Genomic DNA, 19,080 nt, shown 5'->3' with positions numbered 1-19,080 from the left:
GCATGACGATTTCTCTCGCAGACTGGAAAGGCGTGCCGCCACCCTCCACCACCCTGATCGAAGGCCGCTTCATCCGCCTGGAAAAACTCGACCCGGCACGCCACGGCGATGACCTCTTCAATGCCCTGCAAGGCCCCGGCGCCGATCCGAAACTCTGGGATTACTTGCCCTACGGCCCGTTTCCGGAGCGCAGCGCTTTCAATGACTGGCTGAACAACCACGCCGCCCACAGCGATCCGTATTTCTTCAGCGTCATCGACCGCGCCAGCGGCCAGGTGCAAGGCCTCCTCAGCCTGATGTCGATCGTCCCGGCCCAGGGCCGCATCGAAATCGGCCACGTCACCTTCGGCGCCCCGATGCAGCGCTCGCCGAAGAGCACGGAGGCGGTCTACCTGCTGGCCAAAGAATCCTTCGCCCTCGGCTACCGCCGCCTCGAATGGAAATGCAACAACGGCAACGCCCGCTCCAAATACGCCGCCGAGCGTCTGGGCTTCAGCTTCGAAGGCGTGTTCCGCCAGCACATGGTGGTCAAGGGCCAGAACCGCGACACCGCGTGGTATTCGATTCTGGACTCGGAATGGCCGGCGATTGCAGCGGGATTCGAGCGCTGGTTGAGCGATGAGAATCAGACGGCGGATGGGCAGGTGAAGGGGTTGGTTGAGTGCCGCGCTTGAGCCAGTGAACGTAAAAGAGCGCAGCCTGCGGCATCTCATTCAAGCGATGTCCAAGGCTGCGATTTCGACTCTGCACCACCGTCGGATCTGCAATGAATTGCAGATGAACGTCCAAATCTGAGGCCTGAACTGCAAAGGAATGCACATAGGCCATACATCATTCTGTAAAAACCCTCCGCTATACAGAACGCCCTCACTTATAACTAAAAGGACGTTCCCCCCATGCCGCTCCCGCCTCAGCGCCTTTCTCTCGCCACAGCCCTGCTGATCGCCACCAGTGCCGCCCACGGCAAGACCGTGCAGATCGACACCGCCACCACCGCGTCGCAGACATTGGGTGGCAGCGATACGCTGACGATTTCGGCGCCGGGCAGCATCACCAACAGCGGCAAGGCTGTGAGCCTGAAGGACAAAACCAGTGGTGTCGGCGTGATCATCGATAACGCCGGCAAGATCATCTCATCCGGCGGCCGGGCCATCGACAGCAGTGGCGATCTGACCCAGGCACGCAACTACGCGATCTACAACCGCAGCGGCGGGCAGATTCTCGGTTCCAACGATGCGATTCGCATCGACAGCAACTTCGTCAGTGGCAGTCTCTTGATCGACAACGGCGGCACCCTTCGCTCGACCACAGGCCAAGGGCTGGATCTGGATGCGTTGCGCAGCGACGGTGTGAAAACCACCATCATCAACCGCGCCGGAGGGCTGATTCGTGGCGACGCCAGCGACGGCATGAAAACCGGCGCCAACGCGACCATCAGCAACTACGGCGAAATTTCCACCGGTGATTCGCACAACGCCAATCAGAAGTTCGACGGTATCGATATCGACACCGCGACCGGCGTCAGCGTGACCAACTACGGCGTGATTTCCGGCGGCCGTCATGGCATCACCACCGACCTCGGCGCGACGCTGGTCAATTACGGGCAGATCACCGGGCGCAACGGCTCCGGCTTCGGCTCCGACGGCAACGGCACGGTGATCAACCACGGCACCATCACGGGTGCGTATTCAGGCTTGCAGCCCAACGGCGACGGTGACGGCGTGGACATCGACAAGATCGCTCACATCGAAAACTACGGCACCATTCAAGGCGTCGGCGCGGGCGGCGTGGACAAGGGCGGTTTCGCCAATGGCAGTGAAGGCATCGCGCTGGGCGGCGGTTACATCCTCAACGCCAAAGGCGCCCTGATCAGCGGTGCCAACAGCGCCATTCTGGTGGACGACGGCAGCGGCGGTTCGGGGCTGGCGGCCACCACGCTGAAGAACGACGGCACCATTCAGGGCCTCGACGGGTTTGGTGTGAAGTTCGTCGGTGAGTTCGCCGACAACGTGATCAACGGCGGCACTATCAGCGGCAGCAACGGTCTGGCGCTGGACCTGGGCGGTGGCAACGACAGCCTGACACTGCGCAACGGCAGCCGCTTTGTCGGCGTGGTCGATGGCGGCAGCGGTTACGACCGAGTAGTGATGGACGACGCGGCGGGCGGCAGCTTTGGTGCGAGCCGCCATTTCGAATGGCTTGAGGTCAAACAAGGCGCCTGGACCCTGACCGGCAGCGGCGATTTCAGCGACGGCGGTGCCGTGCGCAATGGCGCGACCCTGATCAACCAGGGTGGCATTGCCGGTAACCTGAGCGTGGACGCCGGAGGTGTGTATGCCGGCGGCGGGTCGGTGGGCAACCTCAACGTGAATGGCACGTTGCGCACTGACACCCGGCTCGGCACCGCAACCATCGTGCACGACTTGAACATGGGCAGTGCATCCACCCTCGCCTACGGCGTCAACGCCGATGGCAGCAGCGCGCCAGTCCAGGTCGGCGGCACGGCCAATCTCAACGGCGCAGCGCTGGCGGTCAATCCCGGCAGCGGCACCTATCCGTGGCAGAGCCATTACACGGTGCTGCAGGCTGCGCGCGTCAACGGCACGTTCGGCGCGGTCACCAGCGACTACGCGTTCCTCACGCCGACCCTCGCTTACACGCCAACGCAGGTCAACCTGACCTACACCCGCAATGACGTGGCCTTCAATGAGTTCGCTGCTACCGGCAACGGCAGCAACGCCGCCAACAGCCTCGCCTCGATGGGCAAGAACAACCCGCTGTACAACGCTTTGCTCAACACCACTCAAAGCAGTGCAGGCGCAGCCATCGAGCAACTGGCCGGCGCCAGCAACGCCAACCTGACCAGCGCCACCCTCGGCGCCAGCAGTCAGGTCGGCAGCAGCATGCTCTCGGCGATGCAGCAAATGGGTGGCAGCCCAGGCTTGACGGTCGGCCTCGATCAGCGTGACACACCAATCCTCGCCGCCAACGGCGTACCGTCCGAAGCGCGAAACCTGAATGATCCGAACGCCCGGGGCCGACTCTGGCTGCAAGCCATCGGTGGCTACGGCAAGCTCGATGGCGAACACGGCAGCAGCGGTCTGGAACAACGCACCAAGGGCAGCCTGCTCGGTGCCGACTGGGCACTGAATCCGCAATGGCGCCTGGGCGTGCTCGGTGGTTATTCAAAAACCGACCTGGACGCCACCGGCGTCGACGGCAATGTCGAGAGCTGGCACGCCGGCGTTTACGCGCTGCATCAGAACGGCCCGCTGGCCTTGCGCCTCGGCGCCGCGTACAGCGGCCATCAGGGCGAAAGCAAACGCACCATCGCATTCAATGGTTTCAGCGATCGTCCCACAGGCGATTACGACGCCGACAGCCAGCAAGCGTTCGCCGAACTCGGCTACGCCATGGGCAGCGGCCGACTGAGCGCCGAACCGTTCGCCAGCCTCGGCTACCAGCGCTATCACCGCGATCGCTATCAGGAAAAGGGCGGCGCAGCAGCCTTGCAGGTCGACAGCCAGACCCAGGACAACTTCAGCAGCACCTTCGGCGTGCGCCTGGCGCACCTCCGCTCGCTGGACAATGGCATGAGCCTGACCCCGCGCATGGCCGCCGGCTGGAAGCACACCTATGGCGATGTCAGCAGCTCGACCCGTCAGGCGTTTGTCGTGGGCGGGACCGCGTTCAGCGTCGATGGCAGCTCGCTGGATCGTGACAGCCTTGTCCTCGAGGCAGGGCTGGACCTGGGTGTTTCTGCGCGGCATACGCTGGGCCTTGGCTACAGCGGCGAGATGGGCAGCAACAGTCGCAATCACGGGCTGATCGGGCAGTGGCAGATGAGCTTCTGAATGCTGTAGGCAAATGTTCCACGCGATGAAAGCAAAAGCGGTCCGTTAAACAAAATGGGCCGCTTTACTGTCACGTCAGTCGACAATCCCTGCATGCTTGGCAGATCCGACTGACATCGATGCCCAGGCACCCCGTTTTAGAGTTCGACCTCCCAACACGGAGGTTGACCCGATGCCTGTTCGATATACACACCGACTTCACCATCTGGCCGTCGCTATTGCATTGACACTCGGCTATACGGGGATCTCACTGGCGCAGGAGTCCGTTCTCGTTCCTGATCCGCCACCCGAACAAACACCGACGCCAGGACTATCAGCGCTCGACGCATTTATCAAAGCCCCGGACACGCTTACGACTACCGTCAAGAGCGGGCAAAAGGCAAAAGACGGCATTTCCCTGCAACTGAGTGATGCAAACGACCTGGTAATCGTGAAGCCTCGTGGCAGCTTCGCCGGGATCGTTGACGGAGGCGCCGGAGTTAACGTTCTGCAACTCGATGCCAAGGAAGGACAACTCGGCGAATCTCGCAACTTCGAGGGACTGGAGGTCAAACAAGGCGCCTGGACGCGCTCAGGTTCGGGTGACTTCAGCACCGGGGTGCTGATACGCGCCAAGGCATCCCTGATTAACGAAGGGCATATTCTGGGTGGAGCACTGACCGAGGGCATTTTCATCAACAGAGGCCAGATTGATCACGGGGTCACGGTTCTCCCCGGCGGGGATCTGACTCACGCGGGGCTCATTGCCGGCAACGTGGATGTGCAGGAGAAAGGTCATTTCGCCGGCAGCGGTGTCGTCGGCGGCCTGAATGTGCAGGGACGCTTTTCCGTTGACGAGGTGTATGGCGCACCCAGGATCAGGGGCGACCTGAAATTGTCGCGTCCGGCAGTATTGGCCTATTCGGTCGATGCTTCCGGCAACAGCCCGACCATCATTGTCGAGGGCACTGCCAGCCTCGGGGATGCGACCCTGAAACTGGTCACCAGCGGTGACTATCCACAAAGCAGTCAGCACACCATCCTTGAGGCCGGCAAGGTCGAGGGCCGGTTCGGCACCATTGAAAACAATCTGGCCTTCATGACGCCAACCCTGGATTACGATGATCCCAAGCGGGTCGGCCTGACCTATGCGCGCAATGGGTTGCCCTTCGAGCAAGTCGCCACCAGCGACAATAGCCGCGAGTTCGGTAAAAGCATTGAGCCTCAGGTGTCGCCAGCCCCTTCCCCTGTTCAAACCCAGGCTCCGGCCGAAACGCCGGAATCTCCCGAACCACCCCGACAAGCGCAAACGCTGCAATCCCCTGCCACGCCTCAGACGCCGGCGGTTTCAACCACTGCGCGCAACACTGCCGTCGCGGCACTACTCACCACCGACAAAGCCACGGCCGCCATCGCCCTCGATCAACTGGCCGGCGGCAGTAACGCCAACCTCGCCAAGGCCACCTTGAGCAGCGTCACGCCGGTCAGCGCCAGCCTGCTGTCGGCCATGCACCAGCTCGATAACCTGCATGACAACCAGCCAAACGCCCCCCGCCACGCGGCCGGAAACGCCGAGAGTGGCAGGGTCTGGCTGCAGGCCCTCGGCCACAGCGGGAAACTGGATCGCGATGTGCAGCCCATGCAGCACTCCACCAAAGGACTGCTGCTCGGTGCGGACTGGCGCCTCAATGAAGGATGGCACCTGGGCTTGATGGGCGGCACTTCCGACACGCGCCTGGACAGCAAGGAGCTGGACGGCGATCTCGACAGTTGGCACCTCGGCAGCTACGCCTTGCGCCAGACCGGCCCGTTGTCACTTCGGCTCGGCGCAACCTGGAGCCGTCACGAAGGCAGTACCCGTCGCGAAGTCGCGTTCGGCCGCTTCCATGACCGGCTGAAAGGCAACTACCAGGCCAGCACCCAGCAAGCGTTCATCGAGTCGGGATACAACCTGGGTCGGGCCAACGTCAGCGTCGAGCCGTTTGCCGGTATCGGTTACCAACGCTACCAGCGCAACGGCTATACCGAGAAAGGCGGAGCGGCGGCGCTCAAGGTGGACGATCAATCCCAGGGCAACCTCAACACCACCGTCGGCCTGCGTTTGGCGAAAGTCAGCACGCTGGATAACGGCATGCGCCTCACGCCACGATTCAGCGCGGGATGGAAGCACGTTTACGGCGAGACCTATACCAGCACCCGCCAACGTCTGGTTACCGGCGGCCGTGACTACACCGTTTATGGCGCAGAGCTGGATCGCAACAGTCTGACGCTGGACACCGGGCTTGATCTGACCGTTTCGGCCAATCACACACTCGGTGTTGGCTTGTCGGGTGAGATCGGTACCGACAGCCGCAACCATGGCGTATCGGGCCAGTGGCGAATGGCGTTCTGAGGACCGATCACACGCGGCTGCAAAGTGCGGCCGCGTGTGTAAAGCAAAAAAAAGGGGAGCACATGCCCCCCCGAGGTTTAAAGCGTTGTATCGAGGCGGTTATCTCAGCCTTCGATCTCGATCAGGATTTCGCCCGGGTTCACCCGGTCGCCCTTGGCAACGTGAATGGCGGTGACCTTGCCGGCAATCGCGGCCTGGACTTCGGTTTCCATCTTCATCGCTTCGGTGATCAGCACAGCCTGGCCTGCCTTGACGGTGTCGCCTTCCTTGACCAGCACATCGACGATGTTGCCCGGCATGGTGGTGCTGACATGGCCCGGAGCCGAGGCTTGCTTGCGCTTGCTGCTGCCGCCGCCGACGAATTCGTTGAGCGGTTCGAACACCACTTCTTCCGGCATGCCGTCGATGGACAGGTAGAAGTGACGCTTGCCTTCAGCCTTGACGCCGACACCGGTGATGTCCACGCGATAGGTTTCGCCGTGAACGTCGATGACGAACTCGGTCGGCACGCCTTCGCCGCCGGCCGAGGCCACCTTGCCCGCTTCCGGGATCGGCAGCAGCACTTCCGGGGTGAGGGTGCCGGCGGCACGCTCTTCGAGGAACTTGCGGCCGATGTCCGGGAACATGGCGAAGGTCAACACGTCTTCTTCGGACTTGGCCAGAGCGCCGATATCGGCACGCAGCTTGGTCATTTCCGGCTTGAGCAGATCGGCCGGGCGGACGTCGATCACCTCTTCGCTGCCGATGGCCTGACGACGCAGCTTCTCGTTCACGGTGCCCGGCGCCTTGCCGTAGCCGCCTTGCAGGTAGAGCTTCACCTCGTTGGTGATGGTCTTGTAGCGCTCGCCGGCCAGCACGTTGAAGAACGCCTGGGTGCCGACGATCTGCGAAGTCGGGGTCACCAGCGGCGGGAAACCGAGGTCCTCGCGCACGCGCGGGATTTCCGCCAGCACTTCGTTCATGCGGTTCAGAGCGCCCTGCTCTTTCAACTGGTTGGCCAGGTTGGAAATCATCCCGCCCGGCACCTGGTTGACTTGAACACGGGTGTCGACGGCGGTGAACTCGCTTTCGAACTGGTGGTACTTCTTGCGCACGGCGTAGAAGTACAGACCGATTTCCTGCAACAGCTCCAGGTCCAGACCGGTGTCGAACTCGCTGCCCTTGAGGGCTGCGACCATCGACTCGGTGCCCGGGTGGCTGGTGCCCCAGGCGAAGCTGGAGATCGCGGTGTCGATATGGTCGGCACCGTTTTCGATGGCCTTCAACTGGCACATCGCGGCCAGACCGGCAGTGTCATGGGAGTGGATGAACACCGGCAGCGATTGCTCGGCCTTGAGGGCCTTGACCAGTTCACCGGTGGCATACGGGGTCAGCAGGCCGGCCATGTCCTTGATCGCCACCGAGTCGCAACCCATGGCTTCCATCTGCTTGGCCTGGGCCACGAATGCGTCGATGGTATGCACCGGGCTGGTGGTATAGGCGATGGTGCCCTGGGCGTGTTTGCCGGCAGCCTTCACCGCTTCGATCGCCACACGCAGGTTACGCACGTCGTTCATCGCGTCGAAGATACGGAACACGTCGATGCCGTTGACCGCGGCCTTGGCGACGAACGCCTTGACCACATCATCGCTGTAATGGCGATAGCCCAGCAGGTTCTGCCCGCGCAGGAGCATTTGCAGACGGGTGTTGGGCAACGCGGCGCGCAATTGGCGCAGGCGCTCCCACGGGTCTTCTTTCAGGAAGCGAACACAGGCGTCGAAGGTTGCGCCGCCCCAGACTTCCAGGGACCAGTAGCCGACTTTGTCGAGCTTGTCGCAGATCGGCAGCATGTCTTCAGTGCGCATGCGGGTGGCGAGCAGCGATTGGTGAGCGTCGCGCAGGATGGTATCGGTGACAAAGATCTTCTTGCTCATTCTTGTATTCCTCACAGGCCTGCGTGGGCGGCGATGGCGGCGGCGATGGCCAGGGCCAGCTCTTCGGGTTTGCGCTTGATCGAGTAGTTGGTCAGTTCAGGGTGGCTTTCAACGAAGCTGGTGTTGAACTGGCCGCTACGGAATTCCGGGTTGCGCAGGATTTCCTGGTAGTAAGCGGCGGTGGTCTTCACCCCTTGCAGACGCATGTCGTCGAGGGCGCGCAGACCGCGGTCCATCGCCTCTTCCCAAGTCAGCGCCCAGACCACCAGTTTCAGGCACATCGAGTCGTAGAACGGCGGAATGGTGTAGCCGGTGTAGATCGCCGTGTCGGTGCGCACGCCCGGGCCGCCGGGGGCGTAGTAACGGGTGATCTTGCCGAAGCTCGGCAGGAAGTTGTTTTTCGGGTCTTCGGCGTTGATCCGGAACTGCAGGGCAAAACCGCGATGCTGGATGTCTTCCTGCTTCACCGACAACGGCAGGCCGGAGGCGATGCGGATCTGTTCGCGGACGATATCGATCCCGGTGATTTCTTCGGTGATGGTGTGTTCCACCTGCACCCGGGTGTTCATCTCCATGAAGTACACCTCGCCCTCGGCGAGCAGGAACTCCACGGTGCCGGCGTTCTCGTAACCCACAGCCTTGGCCGCACGCACCGACAGGTCGCCGATGTAGGCGCGCTGTTCCGGGGTCAGCTGCGGGCTCGGGGCGATTTCGATCAGCTTCTGGTTGCGACGCTGGATCGAGCAGTCACGCTCGAACAGGTGCACCACATTGCCGAAGCTGTCGCCAAGGATCTGCGCTTCGATGTGCTTGGGATTGACGATGCATTTTTCCAGGAACACTTCGGCCGAACCGAAAGCCTTGGTCGCCTCGGAGATGACGCGAGGGAAATTCTGTTCGAGTTCTTCGCGGCTGTTGCAGCGACGGATACCGCGACCGCCACCACCGGAGGTGGCCTTGAGCATCACCGGGTAACCGATGCGGTCGCCCTCGCTCAATGCTTCCTCGATGCCCGAGACATTACCTTCGGTGCCCGGCGTGACCGGCACACCGGCCTTGATCATGCTGCGGCGCGCTTCGGTCTTGTCGCCCATGCGGCGGATGACTTCCGCCGACGGGCCGATGAATTTGATCCCGCGCTCGGCGCAGATCTCTGCCAGCTCGGCGTTTTCCGAGAGGAAACCGTAACCGGGATGCAGCGCATCGCAGCCGGTTTCCACCGCCAGATTTACCAGCTTGCGCGGGTTCAGGTAACCGGCCAGCGGCTCCGAACCAATGCTGTGGGCCTCGTCCGCACGCTTCACATGCAAGGCATGGCGGTCGGCGTCGGAAAAAATCGCAACCGAGCGAATGCCCATCTCGGCGCACGCACGCACGATTCGTACGGCAATCTCACCACGGTTGGCGATCAGGATCTTTGTTATCACTTGGAGGTTCCCTTGAGCCGGTGGTACCCACGACCTGCTAGACCCAGGCCGACGCGTGACCAAATGTTTCAATCTGGTCGCGGCTTCACACTAGCGCTCACAATGGATTAACAAAAATGAATAAAAATTGGGTCAGGCATAAGGAAAGACTTATAGTCGCTGCATCCATCAACGGCCAGAGTCGGTAGAAAATGCGTAAGTCCTTGATGCGTATGACATTGCGTCAATTGCAGATCTTCAACGAAGTGTGTGATTTACGTTCCTACAGCCGCGCAGCCGAGGAAATGTCTCTCACACAACCGGCCGTCAGCCTACAGATTCGTCAGCTTGAAGAGCTGATCGGGCAGCCACTGTTCGATTACGTCGGCAAAAAACTCTACATGACCGAGGCCGCGGAAGCACTTCAGCGTGCCAGTCGCGACATCTTTGGCCGACTGGAAAACCTCGACATGCAACTGTCGGACATGCAGGGCTCGCTGCAAGGCCAGTTGAAACTGGCAGTGGAATCCAGCGCCAAATACTTCGTGCCGCACCTGTTCGCGGCATTCAAGCGCCAGCATCCGGAGGTGAATCTGCAACTGACGGTGGTCAACCGCGGCCAGGTAATCCGCCGCCTCTCCGACAACCGCGACGACCTGGTGATCATGTCGATGGTGCCGCAGGACATGGGCCTGGAGTTCCTCCCCTTCCTCAACAACCCGATCGTGGCAACCGCCCGACCGGATCATCCGCTGGCACACATGGGTCCGCTACGCCTGCAGGATCTTGAACCCTACACACTGCTGATTCGCGAGCCCGGCTCGGGCACGCGACTGGCCTGTGAAGAGTATTTCAAAGAGAAGCGTGTGCACTTCACCCAGACCCAGGAAGTGGCCTCGGCTGAAGCCCAGCGCGAGTGCGTACTGGCGGGTCTGGGCGTCGCGCTGTTGACGCGCCACGCCCTGAACCTGGAGCTGGCGACCGGCGGTCTGGTGGAGCTGCCGGTCGAAGAGTTACCGCTGTTTCGTAGCTGGTGCCTGGTGCAAGCCAAAGCCAAGCGACTGTCACCGGTGGCGCACGCCTTCCTGGCGTTTATCCGCAGCGAACGGGCGCAGATCAGCGCGCTGGTTGAGCGCTTCGACGGGAAGCTGCGGGAGCGGCCTGCCAGTAGTTGAGTTCGATGTCCTCGGGAAAATCGCTGATTTCGGTCTGAAGCTGACGTAGTTCGAAGCGATCTTCGATGGCGCGGCGGAACTCCATGCGGCGCTGGTCTTCCTGCTGACGACGGGTTTTCGCGGCGCTGTTGCGTTCTTCGTAAGGCTGAGCCATTTCGAGTCTCCCAAGGCGATTACGGGAGTTTCACGATAGGCCCGGAGGATGACGGTTTGGCTGCGTCGGGGTTACAGGCAGATGAAGATTGCCTTCACCCCATGACCATCAGTCATCCAGCGCTTTCACCGACTTGGGTGACAGCCGCAAGCTGCGCAGGCTGCGCTTGACGCTCTTGAGGTGGTTGACCAGGCTCGGCCCGCGCGCCATGGCCACGCCCATGGCCAGCACGTCGATCACCACCAGGTGGGCGATGCGCGAAGTCAGCGGGGTATAGATTTCGGTGTCTTCATGTACATCGATCGCAAGATTGACGGTCGACAGCTCGGCCAGCGGCGTCTGGCTCGGGCACAACGTAATCAGCGACGCCCCGCTTTCGCGAACCAGGTTGGCGGTGATCAACAGGTCTTTGGAACGGCCAGACTGGGAGATACAGATCGCCACATCGGTCGGCTTCAGCGTCACTGCCGACATCGCCTGCATGTGCGGGTCGGAATACGCCGCAGCGGTCAGCAGCAGGCGGAAAAATTTGTGCTGCGCATCCGCGGCTACTGCGCCCGATGCACCGAAACCATAGAACTCGACGCGCTGGGCCTGGGACATCAGCGTCACCGCGCGTTGCAGCTCCAGCGGATCGAGCTTCTCGCGAACCTCCATCAGGGTGTGCAGGGTGGTGTCGAAAATCTTCAGGCTGTAGTCGGCGACCGAGTCGTCCTCATGGATCGCGAACTGACCGAAACTGGCGCCGGCCGCGAGGCTTTGCGCGAGTTTGAGTTTCAGATCCTGAAAACCGGAACAACCGATGGCGCGACAGAAGCGCACGATGGTCGGCTCGCTGATGCCGACGCTGTGGGCCAGATCGGCCATGGAACTGTGCATCACTGCCGCAGGGTCAAGCAGCACGTGGTCGGCGACCTTGAGCTCCGACTTGCGTAACAGGTGACGTGACTGGGCGATGTGTTGCAGCAGATTCAAGGGGCTGGACTCTTGTTATGGAAAGATGTGCTTTGGCCAGATGCCGGGGATGTAGCAAGCTTGTAGTTATACTACATGAATTGGCTTTTTGCCTGCTCAATGCGTAACTGGATCGCCCCGGATCAGGCGACATGCGCTGCATGTAGCCCTTTACAGCGGTTTTTCCTGTTCACGCAGCAACGCGGCAAGGCCGACCGCCTCCACCGGACGACTGATCAGATAGCCCTGCACCTCGTCGCAACCTTCAGTTTTCAGAAACGCCAGCTGCTCGGATCGCTCGACACCTTCGGCGACAACTTTCAGTGACAGCCCGTGAGCCATCGCAATGATCGCCCGGGTGATCGCCGCATCTTCGCTGCCCTCCCCCAGCCCGCGAATGAACGCCTGATCGATCTTCACGTAATCCACCGGAATCCGCTTCAGATAGCTCAGCGATGAATAGCCGGTGCCGAAATCGTCGATCGCCAGCTTCACCCCCAGATCCCGCAGTTGCTGGAACGTGGCGATGATGTGTTCGACGCTGTCGAGCAGCTGGCTTTCGGTCAGTTCCAGTTCGAGGTAGTGCGGCGCCAGGCCGGTTTCCTCCAGCACCTGACGCACCAGACTGACCAGTTTGCCCTGGCGCAACTGATGCACCGACAGGTTTACCGAAACCCGGATCGGCGCCAGCCCCTGCCGCTGCCATTCGCACGCCTGCCAACAGGCCTGACGCAGCACGAATTCACCGATCGGCCCGATCAGGCCCGTCTCTTCGGCCAGGCCGATGAAATCCCCCGGCGGCACCCGGCCCATGGTCGGGTGATCCCAGCGCACCAGCGCTTCCGCCGCGTTGAGGCGGCCGGTCGCCAGACACAGTTTCGGTTGATAGAAGACGTTGAGCTGCTTGTCCTCGATGGCTTTGCGCAGCTGGTTTTCCAGTTGCAGACGCTCCAGCGTGCTGGCCTGCAGGCTGTCGGTGTAGAACTGGAAGTTGTTGCCGCCCAGGTGCTTGGCATGTTGCATGGCCATGTTCGACTGGCTGACCAGCGCGGAAATCTCCCGGGCGTTGTCCGGCAGCATGCTGATGCCCATCGAGGCACTCACCACCAGTTCATGCCCTTCCACCGTCAACGGCAGCCGCAGCTTGGTCGACAGCCGCGTGGCGACCCGCGCCAGGCTCGACAGGTTACCGTAGGCGTCGAACAGCACCGCGAACTCATCACCGGATAACCGGGCGATGGTGTCAGCCTCCGGCAAGGCACTGACCAGACGTCGTGACATCTTTTGCAGCAACTTGTCAGCGATTTCATGGCCCAAACTATCGTTGAGCAGTTTGAAGCGGTCCAGGTTGATGTGCAGCAGCGCCAGACTCCGGCGTCCGCCCTGCCGCACGCGCAGATGCGCTTCGTGCAGACGTTCGCGGAACAGCGAGCGATTGGCCAGGCCGGTGAGTTCGTCGTAATGGGTCAGGTAACGCATACGCTCTTCGGATTCGCGCCGAGCCGACAGATCGGCGAAGAAGCCGACGATATGGCTCACATTTCCCCGACTGTCGCGTACCGCATTCAATTGCAGCCATTGCGGGTACAGCTCGCCGTTCTTGCGGGTCTCCACCAGCTCGCCCTGCCAGCTGCCGTGCTGCTCCAGCGCGTGGCGGATGGCGACGTAATGCCGGCGGGCGTCGCGGCTGCACGGCAGTTCGACGACGTTGCGCCCGAGCATGTCGTCGATGTCATACCCGGTGACCCGGCTGAAGGCCTGATTGATGGCGATCAGCGAATAATTCGGGTCGAGGATCACGATGCCTTCGCTGGCGGCCTCGAACACCGTCGCCGCCAGTTGCTGTTGGGCTTCCAGGCTTTTGCTGACGCTGATGTCGCGGCGGGTGCCGACCATGCGGATGACCCGTCCGCTGTCGTCGCGCTCCACCGCGCGCCCACGGTCTTCGATCCAGACCCAGTGGCCGTCACCATGGCGCACGCGGTACTCGATCTGATAATCCTCGGTGCGCCCCTTCAAATGCTCGATCAGCGCTCGCTTGAGTGGCGGCACGTCTTCCGGGTGCAATCGCGGCCGCAGGTGTCTGAGCAAACCGGTGACATATTCCGGGTCAATGCCAAACAATTCCTGAATCTGCGTGTGGTGAACTTCGTCGGTCTGCAGGTTCCAGTCCCACAGCCCCAGCTCACTGGCCTTCAACGCCAGGGCCAGGCGCGCCTCACTTTTGCTCAGGGCCTGGTTGGCGACGTCCAGTTCCCGGCTGCGCTGGGCGACCCGGTCTTCCAGCTCGACCTGCGCTTCGCGCAGCTTGCCCTCGGCACAGCGCCGTTGTTCGATTTCCTTGGCCAGCTCCTGATTGAGCTGTTCGCTGCGGGTTTGCGTTTGTTGCAGGTGCTCGATCAGGTGCTGATTCTGGAAGCGCCGCAGCAACCCACGATCAATCAACCGATTGACCTGCCACGCCACCACGCTCAGCGAGCCGAGCAGGATCAGCCCGAGCCAGCCCCAGCCTCGCGCCAGTTCGTCACCGCCCCAGAACAGATAGCCGATGGCCGGCAGCAGGCATGGCAAGGTAAAGGAAAGAAACGCAGGAATGCTCACGGCGTAGGCCACGCTGGCCGACAGGGTCGCGGCGCCAATCAGGCCGAACACCCAGGCCTGCTGCATGAAATTGTCGGCGGGGACCAAAGCGATGCCGGCGCCGGCCAGGGTCAGGCCGGTCATGGTCGAGCCAAGCAGGAACATCCGCCCCCAGATCGGCTGGGCCTGGCGATCGGGAATCGCCGAGTCGAACGCGGCGACCTGAATCACTCGCAACGCCACCAGCGACAACAGCCACACCAGCCAGACGCTGACCACGAAGTAACGCTGCGGGCTCCAGAGCAGACCGGCGCAGACCAGACCATTGATCAACATGAACAGAGTGGGCAACAGCGAACCCTGATAAAGAAGGCGCGTGCGCTCGACCGCCATTTGGGTGGCGTAATGCTTGCGGATCACCCGGGGTTCCACAGAGGGACCCGAAAGGTCGAAGCTGAGGGTCATAGGCAACGTTCTTGTTCTTATAGGTGTGAGCATGCGCCCGGAAACGTGGACCGAGCATACACAAGCCGAACCACTTGCCAAACTGCCCCAGATCATAATTTCACCGAAACTTTTCCGTCGCCCGTCGCCCTCCAAAGCCCCGACGCCAGGCGGGCCAACGCCTGTAGCCGGTGACCGACCGGTCGTCACGGGCGGCACTTTCATCGGCTAATGCAAAGCTCGGTTTGCCCGGGCCTGCGGCGCACCCTAGAATGCCCCGATGCGCGATGATCTCTCCCTTCTGCTGAACTCCCTCAACGATGCCCAACGCCAGGCCGTAGCGGCTCCCGTTGGTCGTCAATTGGTCCTGGCCGGTGCCGGCTCCGGCAAAACCCGAGTGCTGGTGCACCGTATCGCCTGGTTGATCCAGGTCGAGAACGCCTCGCCCCACTCGATCCTGTCGGTGACCTTCACCAATAAGGCCGCTGCCGAGATGCGTCACCGCATCGAGCAGTTGCTGGGCATCAACCCGGCCGGCATGTGGGTCGGCACGTTCCACGGCCTGGCGCACCGCCTGTTGCGGGCGCACTGGCAGGAAGCCGGGCTGAGCCAGACCTTCCAGATTCTCGACAGCGACGACCAGCAACGCTTGGTCAAACGGGTGATCCGCGAGCTGGGGCTAGACGAACAACGCTGGCCGGCCCGTCAGGCCCAGTGGTTCATCAACGGGCAGAAAGACGAAGGTCTGCGTCCGCAGCACATTCAGGCCAGCGGCGATCTGTACCTGGCCACCATGCGCGGCATCTATGAGGCCTACGAGGCCGCCTGCCAGCGCGCCGGCGTCATCGACTTCTCCGAACTGTTATTGCGTGCCCTCGACCTGTGGCGCGACCATCCGGGCCTGCTCGCGCATTATCAGAAGCGTTTCCGGCACATTCTGGTGGACGAGTTCCAGGACACCAACGCCGTGCAGTACGCCTGGTTGCGTCTGCTGGGCAAGGGCGGCGACAGCCTGATGGTGGTCGGCGACGACGACCAGTCGATCTATGGCTGGCGCGGCGCGAAAATCGAGAACATTCACCAATATTCTTCCGACTTCCCGGATTCCGAGACCATTCGACTGGAGCAAAACTACCGCTCCACCGCCGGCATCCTGAAAGCCGCCAACGCCTTGATCGCCAACAACACCGGACGTCTGGGCAAAGAGTTGTGGACCGACGGTGGCGACGGCGAAGCGATCAATCTGTACGCCGCATTCAACGAACACGACGAAGCACGCTACGTTGTCGAAACCATCGAAAGCGCGCTGAAAACCGGCCTTGCTCGCAGCGACATCGCGATTCTCTACCGCTCCAACGCCCAATCCCGCGTTCTGGAAGAAGCCTTGCTGCGCGAACGCATTCCGTACCGCATTTATGGCGGCCAGCGCTTCTTCGAGCGGGCGGAAATCAAGAACGCCATGGCCTACCTGCGTTTGCTGGAGGGTCGCGGCAACGATGCGGCGCTGGAGCGGGTCATCAACGTCCCGGCTCGTGGTATCGGCGAGAAGACCGTCGAAGCCATCCGTGAACATGCACGCCACAGCGATGTGTCGATGTGGGAAGCCATGCGCCAACTGGTGGCCAACAAAGGCCTGACCGGTCGTGCAGCCGGCGCCCTCGGCGCGTTTATCGAGCTGATCGAGAACCTCGCCGCCAAGTGCGCCGAGATGCCGTTGCACCTGATGACCCAGACCGTCATCGAGCAATCCGGACTGATCGCCTACCACGAAGCGGAAAAAGGCGAGAAGGGCCAGGCCCGGGTAGAAAACCTTGAGGAGCTGGTGAGTGCCGCGCGCAACTTCGAGAACACCGAAGAAGACGAAGACCTGACGCCACTGGCGGCGTTCCTCGGCCACGCGTCGCTGGAGGCCGGCGACACTCAGGCCGACGAGCACGAAGACAGCATTCAGTTGATGACCCTGCACAGCGCCAAGGGCCTGGAATTCCCTTATGTGTTCCTGGTGGGCATGGAAGAAGGCCTTTTCCCGCACAAGATGAGCCTGGAAGAACCGGGACGTCTTGAGGAAGAGCGGCGCCTGGCCTATGTCGGCATCACCCGGGCGATGCAGAATCTGGTGATGACCTACGCTGAAACCCGACGCCTGTACGGCAGTGAAACCTACAACAAGGTGTCGCGATTCGTACGGGAAGTGCCGAAAGGCCTGATTCAGGAAGTGCGCCTGTCGAATAGCGTCAGCCGACCGTTCGGCGGCAACCAGTCGATGAGCGGCAGCAACCTGTTCGGCGGCAGCGAGATCCCGGATACCGGCCTGAGTCTGGGCCAGGCCGTGCGGCACTCGATCTTCGGCGACGGCGTGATCCTCAACTTCGAAGGCGCCGGCGCCCAAGCGCGAGTGCAGGTGAACTTCAGCGAAGGCAGCAAGTGGCTGATGCTGGGTTACGCAAAGCTGGAAGCGATCTAAACGCCGGTTCTGCTGTTCTGTGGGAGCGAGCCTGCTCGCGAATTGGAGCGCCGCGGTTTACCTGATAAACCACGGTGCAGCCATCGCGAGCAGGCTCGCTCCCACATGGATTTATGCAACCCTTACCGACAGGACACCATGCATGGGCTCTGGCTTCTTTTCCTCCTGGACATTCTGGGCCCTGCTCTCGGCCACCTTCGCCGCATTGACGGCGATCTTCGCCAAGGTCGGCATCGAAAACGTCAATTCCGACTTCGCCACTCTATTGCGCACCATCGTGGTACTCGTCAGTCTGGCCTTGATTTTGTACGCCACGGGCCAATATCAGTCCCTGGGATCGATCTCTGCCAAAAGCTACCTGTTCCTGCTGTTGTCGGGTCTGGGTACCGGGGCTTCGTGGCTGTGCTATTTCCGCGCATTGAAAGTCGGGCCGGCCTCGCTGGTCGCTCCGGTGGACAAACTCAGCGTGGTGCTCGTGGCGGTACTCGGCGTGATCCTGCTGGGCGAGAAACTCGACCTGCGCCAATGGGGCGGCATCGGTCTGATTACCGCAGGCGTGGTGATGTTGGCGTTTCGACGCTGATCAATTTCCCACTGAACCCAAATCCTTTTCCTACAGACAAAAGTACATGGCCTTATTGCCTCGACTGAGCTGAACGTTACCTGTCAGGCAAAAGCCCGAAACACTCTCTCGCTAGCCAGTGACACTTCAGCTGTGCAACATGGCGCGCGTGTCTCCACAAACGGGAATTCCCTTTATGAAACGTTTTCTTAGCATCGCCATGGCGTTGTGCATCGGCCTGACGATGAGCCTCGACGCCAACGCCAAGCGCTTCGGTGGTGGCAAAAGCGCCGGCGCTGCGCCGACGCACCAGACCAGCCAGATGGCTCCTTCTTCCCCAGGCATGGGCGGCGCCGCTGCGACCGCTGGTGCTGCCGGTGCCGCAGGCGCTGCGGCCAAGGCTGGCGGCGCTTCGAAATGGCTCGGCCCTCTGGCCGGCATCGCCGCCGGTGGCCTGCTCGCTTCCATGTTCATGGGCGGCGGCTTCCAGGGCATGCAGATCTTCGACATCCTGATCATGGCCGTGATCGCCTTCGTGATCTTCCGCTTCATCGCCGCTCGTCGCCGCAAGCAGCAGGAGCAGTTCGCTCCGGCCGGCGCGCCGATGCAGCGTGAAGTATTCGAGCAGAAACCTGCCGCCATGGGTTCGATCTTCGGTGGCTCGGCCGCTCCGGCTGCCGCCCGTCCGGTGATCAACGCTCCGGCCTGGTTCAACGAGCAGCGCTTCCTCGAAGCCGCCCGCAGCCACTTCCAGTCGCTGCAGCAGCACTGGGATGCCAACGAAATGGACAAGATCGCCGAGTTCGTGACCCCGCAAATGCTCGACTTCCTCAAGCGCGAGCGTGCGGACCTGGGCGACGGCTTCCAGTCCACCTACATCGACAACCTTCAGGTACAACTGGATGGCGTCGATGATCGCGCGGACAAGACCATCGCGACCCTGACCTTCAGCGGCGTGTCGAAAACCTCGCGTTTCGACCAGGGCGAAGTGTTCAGCGAAAGCTGGAACATGGAGCGTCCGCAGGGCGACAACCAGCCATGGCTGGTCGCCGGTATCCGCCAGAACGGCTGATTCCTTCGGCGTCAGGCATGCAGTCATGAAAACCCCGGCCCAGGCCGGGGTTTTCTATTTCGCGGTTGCATCTATAGCGAGCTACTGTATAAACCGGCCCATATAAACCGCGCCATTCAAGCAAGAGGATC

The 19,080-nt window shown here is 61.8% G+C and carries 12 protein-coding genes; 7 read left to right on the top strand and 5 right to left on the bottom strand.

The genetic code is table 11. From position 1 onward, the window contains the following. Positions 1-2: 2 nt before the first annotated feature. The 3 genes from J5M72_RS10120 to J5M72_RS10110 all read left to right on the top strand — a co-directional run bounded on the left by J5M72_RS10120 (position 3) and on the right by J5M72_RS10110 (position 6,225). The gene (locus tag J5M72_RS10120; RefSeq protein ID WP_207865382.1) at positions 3-674 is read left to right on the top strand and encodes a GNAT family protein; all 672 of its coding nucleotides are present in this window, start codon (positions 3-5) and stop codon (positions 672-674) included. A 222-nt stretch (positions 675-896) separates the two neighbouring features. Continuing rightward, positions 897-3,854 carry an autotransporter outer membrane beta-barrel domain-containing protein gene (locus J5M72_RS10115; protein WP_207865381.1) on the top strand — a complete coding sequence of 986 codons (2,958 nt, stop codon included), beginning with the start codon at positions 897-899 and terminating at the stop codon, positions 3,852-3,854. 172 nt (positions 3,855-4,026) lie between these two features. Further along, positions 4,027-6,225, top strand: a complete 2,199-nt coding sequence (locus tag J5M72_RS10110; protein ID WP_207865380.1) for an autotransporter domain-containing protein — start codon at positions 4,027-4,029, stop codon at positions 6,223-6,225. 104 nt (positions 6,226-6,329) lie between these two features. Here the strand turns inward: J5M72_RS10110 and oadA are convergent, their stop codons facing one another. Next, positions 6,330-8,138, bottom strand: coding sequence for a sodium-extruding oxaloacetate decarboxylase subunit alpha (gene oadA / locus J5M72_RS10105; RefSeq protein ID WP_169432523.1), 1,809 nt, complete (start codon positions 8,136-8,138; stop codon positions 6,330-6,332). An 11-nt stretch (positions 8,139-8,149) separates the two neighbouring features. Continuing rightward, positions 8,150-9,565 (bottom strand): acetyl-CoA carboxylase biotin carboxylase subunit, encoded by a 1,416-nt coding sequence (locus J5M72_RS10100; protein ID WP_169432524.1) that lies wholly within the window; start codon positions 9,563-9,565, stop codon positions 8,150-8,152. A gap of 191 nt (positions 9,566-9,756) precedes the next feature. Between J5M72_RS10100 and J5M72_RS10095 the strand changes: the two genes are divergently transcribed. Next, positions 9,757-10,719, top strand: coding sequence for a LysR family transcriptional regulator (locus J5M72_RS10095; protein ID WP_169432525.1), 963 nt, complete (start codon positions 9,757-9,759; stop codon positions 10,717-10,719). Here the strand turns inward: J5M72_RS10095 and J5M72_RS10090 are convergent. From J5M72_RS10090 to J5M72_RS10080, 3 genes are all read right to left on the bottom strand, one after another. Continuing rightward, a complete protein-coding gene (locus tag J5M72_RS10090) occupies positions 10,661-10,873 on the bottom strand; it encodes a hypothetical protein (protein ID WP_085708792.1) in 213 nt (70 codons plus the stop codon). The two genes, J5M72_RS10095 and J5M72_RS10090, sit on opposite strands and share 59 nt — an antisense overlap. Positions 10,874-10,981: 108 nt before the next feature. After that, positions 10,982-11,848: a transcriptional regulator HexR gene (hexR, locus tag J5M72_RS10085; protein WP_007954250.1), complete on the bottom strand. Its 867-nt coding sequence runs from the start codon at positions 11,846-11,848 to the stop codon at positions 10,982-10,984. A 150-nt stretch (positions 11,849-11,998) separates the two neighbouring features. Next, a complete protein-coding gene (locus tag J5M72_RS10080; protein WP_207865379.1) occupies positions 11,999-14,872 on the bottom strand; it encodes a GGDEF domain-containing phosphodiesterase in 2,874 nt (957 codons plus the stop codon). Positions 14,873-15,131: 259 nt separating this feature from the next. Between J5M72_RS10080 and uvrD the strand changes: the two genes are divergently transcribed. The 3 genes from uvrD (at position 15,132) to J5M72_RS10065 (ending at position 18,949) form a co-directional block, all read left to right on the top strand. Next, complete coding sequence (uvrD, locus tag J5M72_RS10075; RefSeq protein ID WP_207865378.1) at positions 15,132-17,315, top strand: DNA helicase II; 2,184 nt, start codon at positions 15,132-15,134, stop codon at positions 17,313-17,315. 142 nt (positions 17,316-17,457) lie between these two features. After that, positions 17,458-17,898 carry an EamA family transporter gene (locus J5M72_RS10070; protein ID WP_016984014.1) on the top strand — a complete coding sequence of 147 codons (441 nt, stop codon included), beginning with the start codon at positions 17,458-17,460 and terminating at the stop codon, positions 17,896-17,898. 175 nt (positions 17,899-18,073) lie between these two features. Continuing rightward, positions 18,074-18,949: a Tim44 domain-containing protein gene (locus tag J5M72_RS10065; protein ID WP_169432528.1), complete on the top strand. Its 876-nt coding sequence runs from the start codon at positions 18,074-18,076 to the stop codon at positions 18,947-18,949. Positions 18,950-19,080 lie beyond the last annotated feature (131 nt).

The organism is Pseudomonas sp. 58(2021) (assembly GCF_017491585.1).
Lineage (GTDB): Bacteria > Pseudomonadota > Gammaproteobacteria > Pseudomonadales > Pseudomonadaceae > Aquipseudomonas > Aquipseudomonas fluorescens_BT.
Note: the sequence above shows the minus strand (reverse complement) of the source record. Positions and strands in the feature narration are given on the sequence as shown.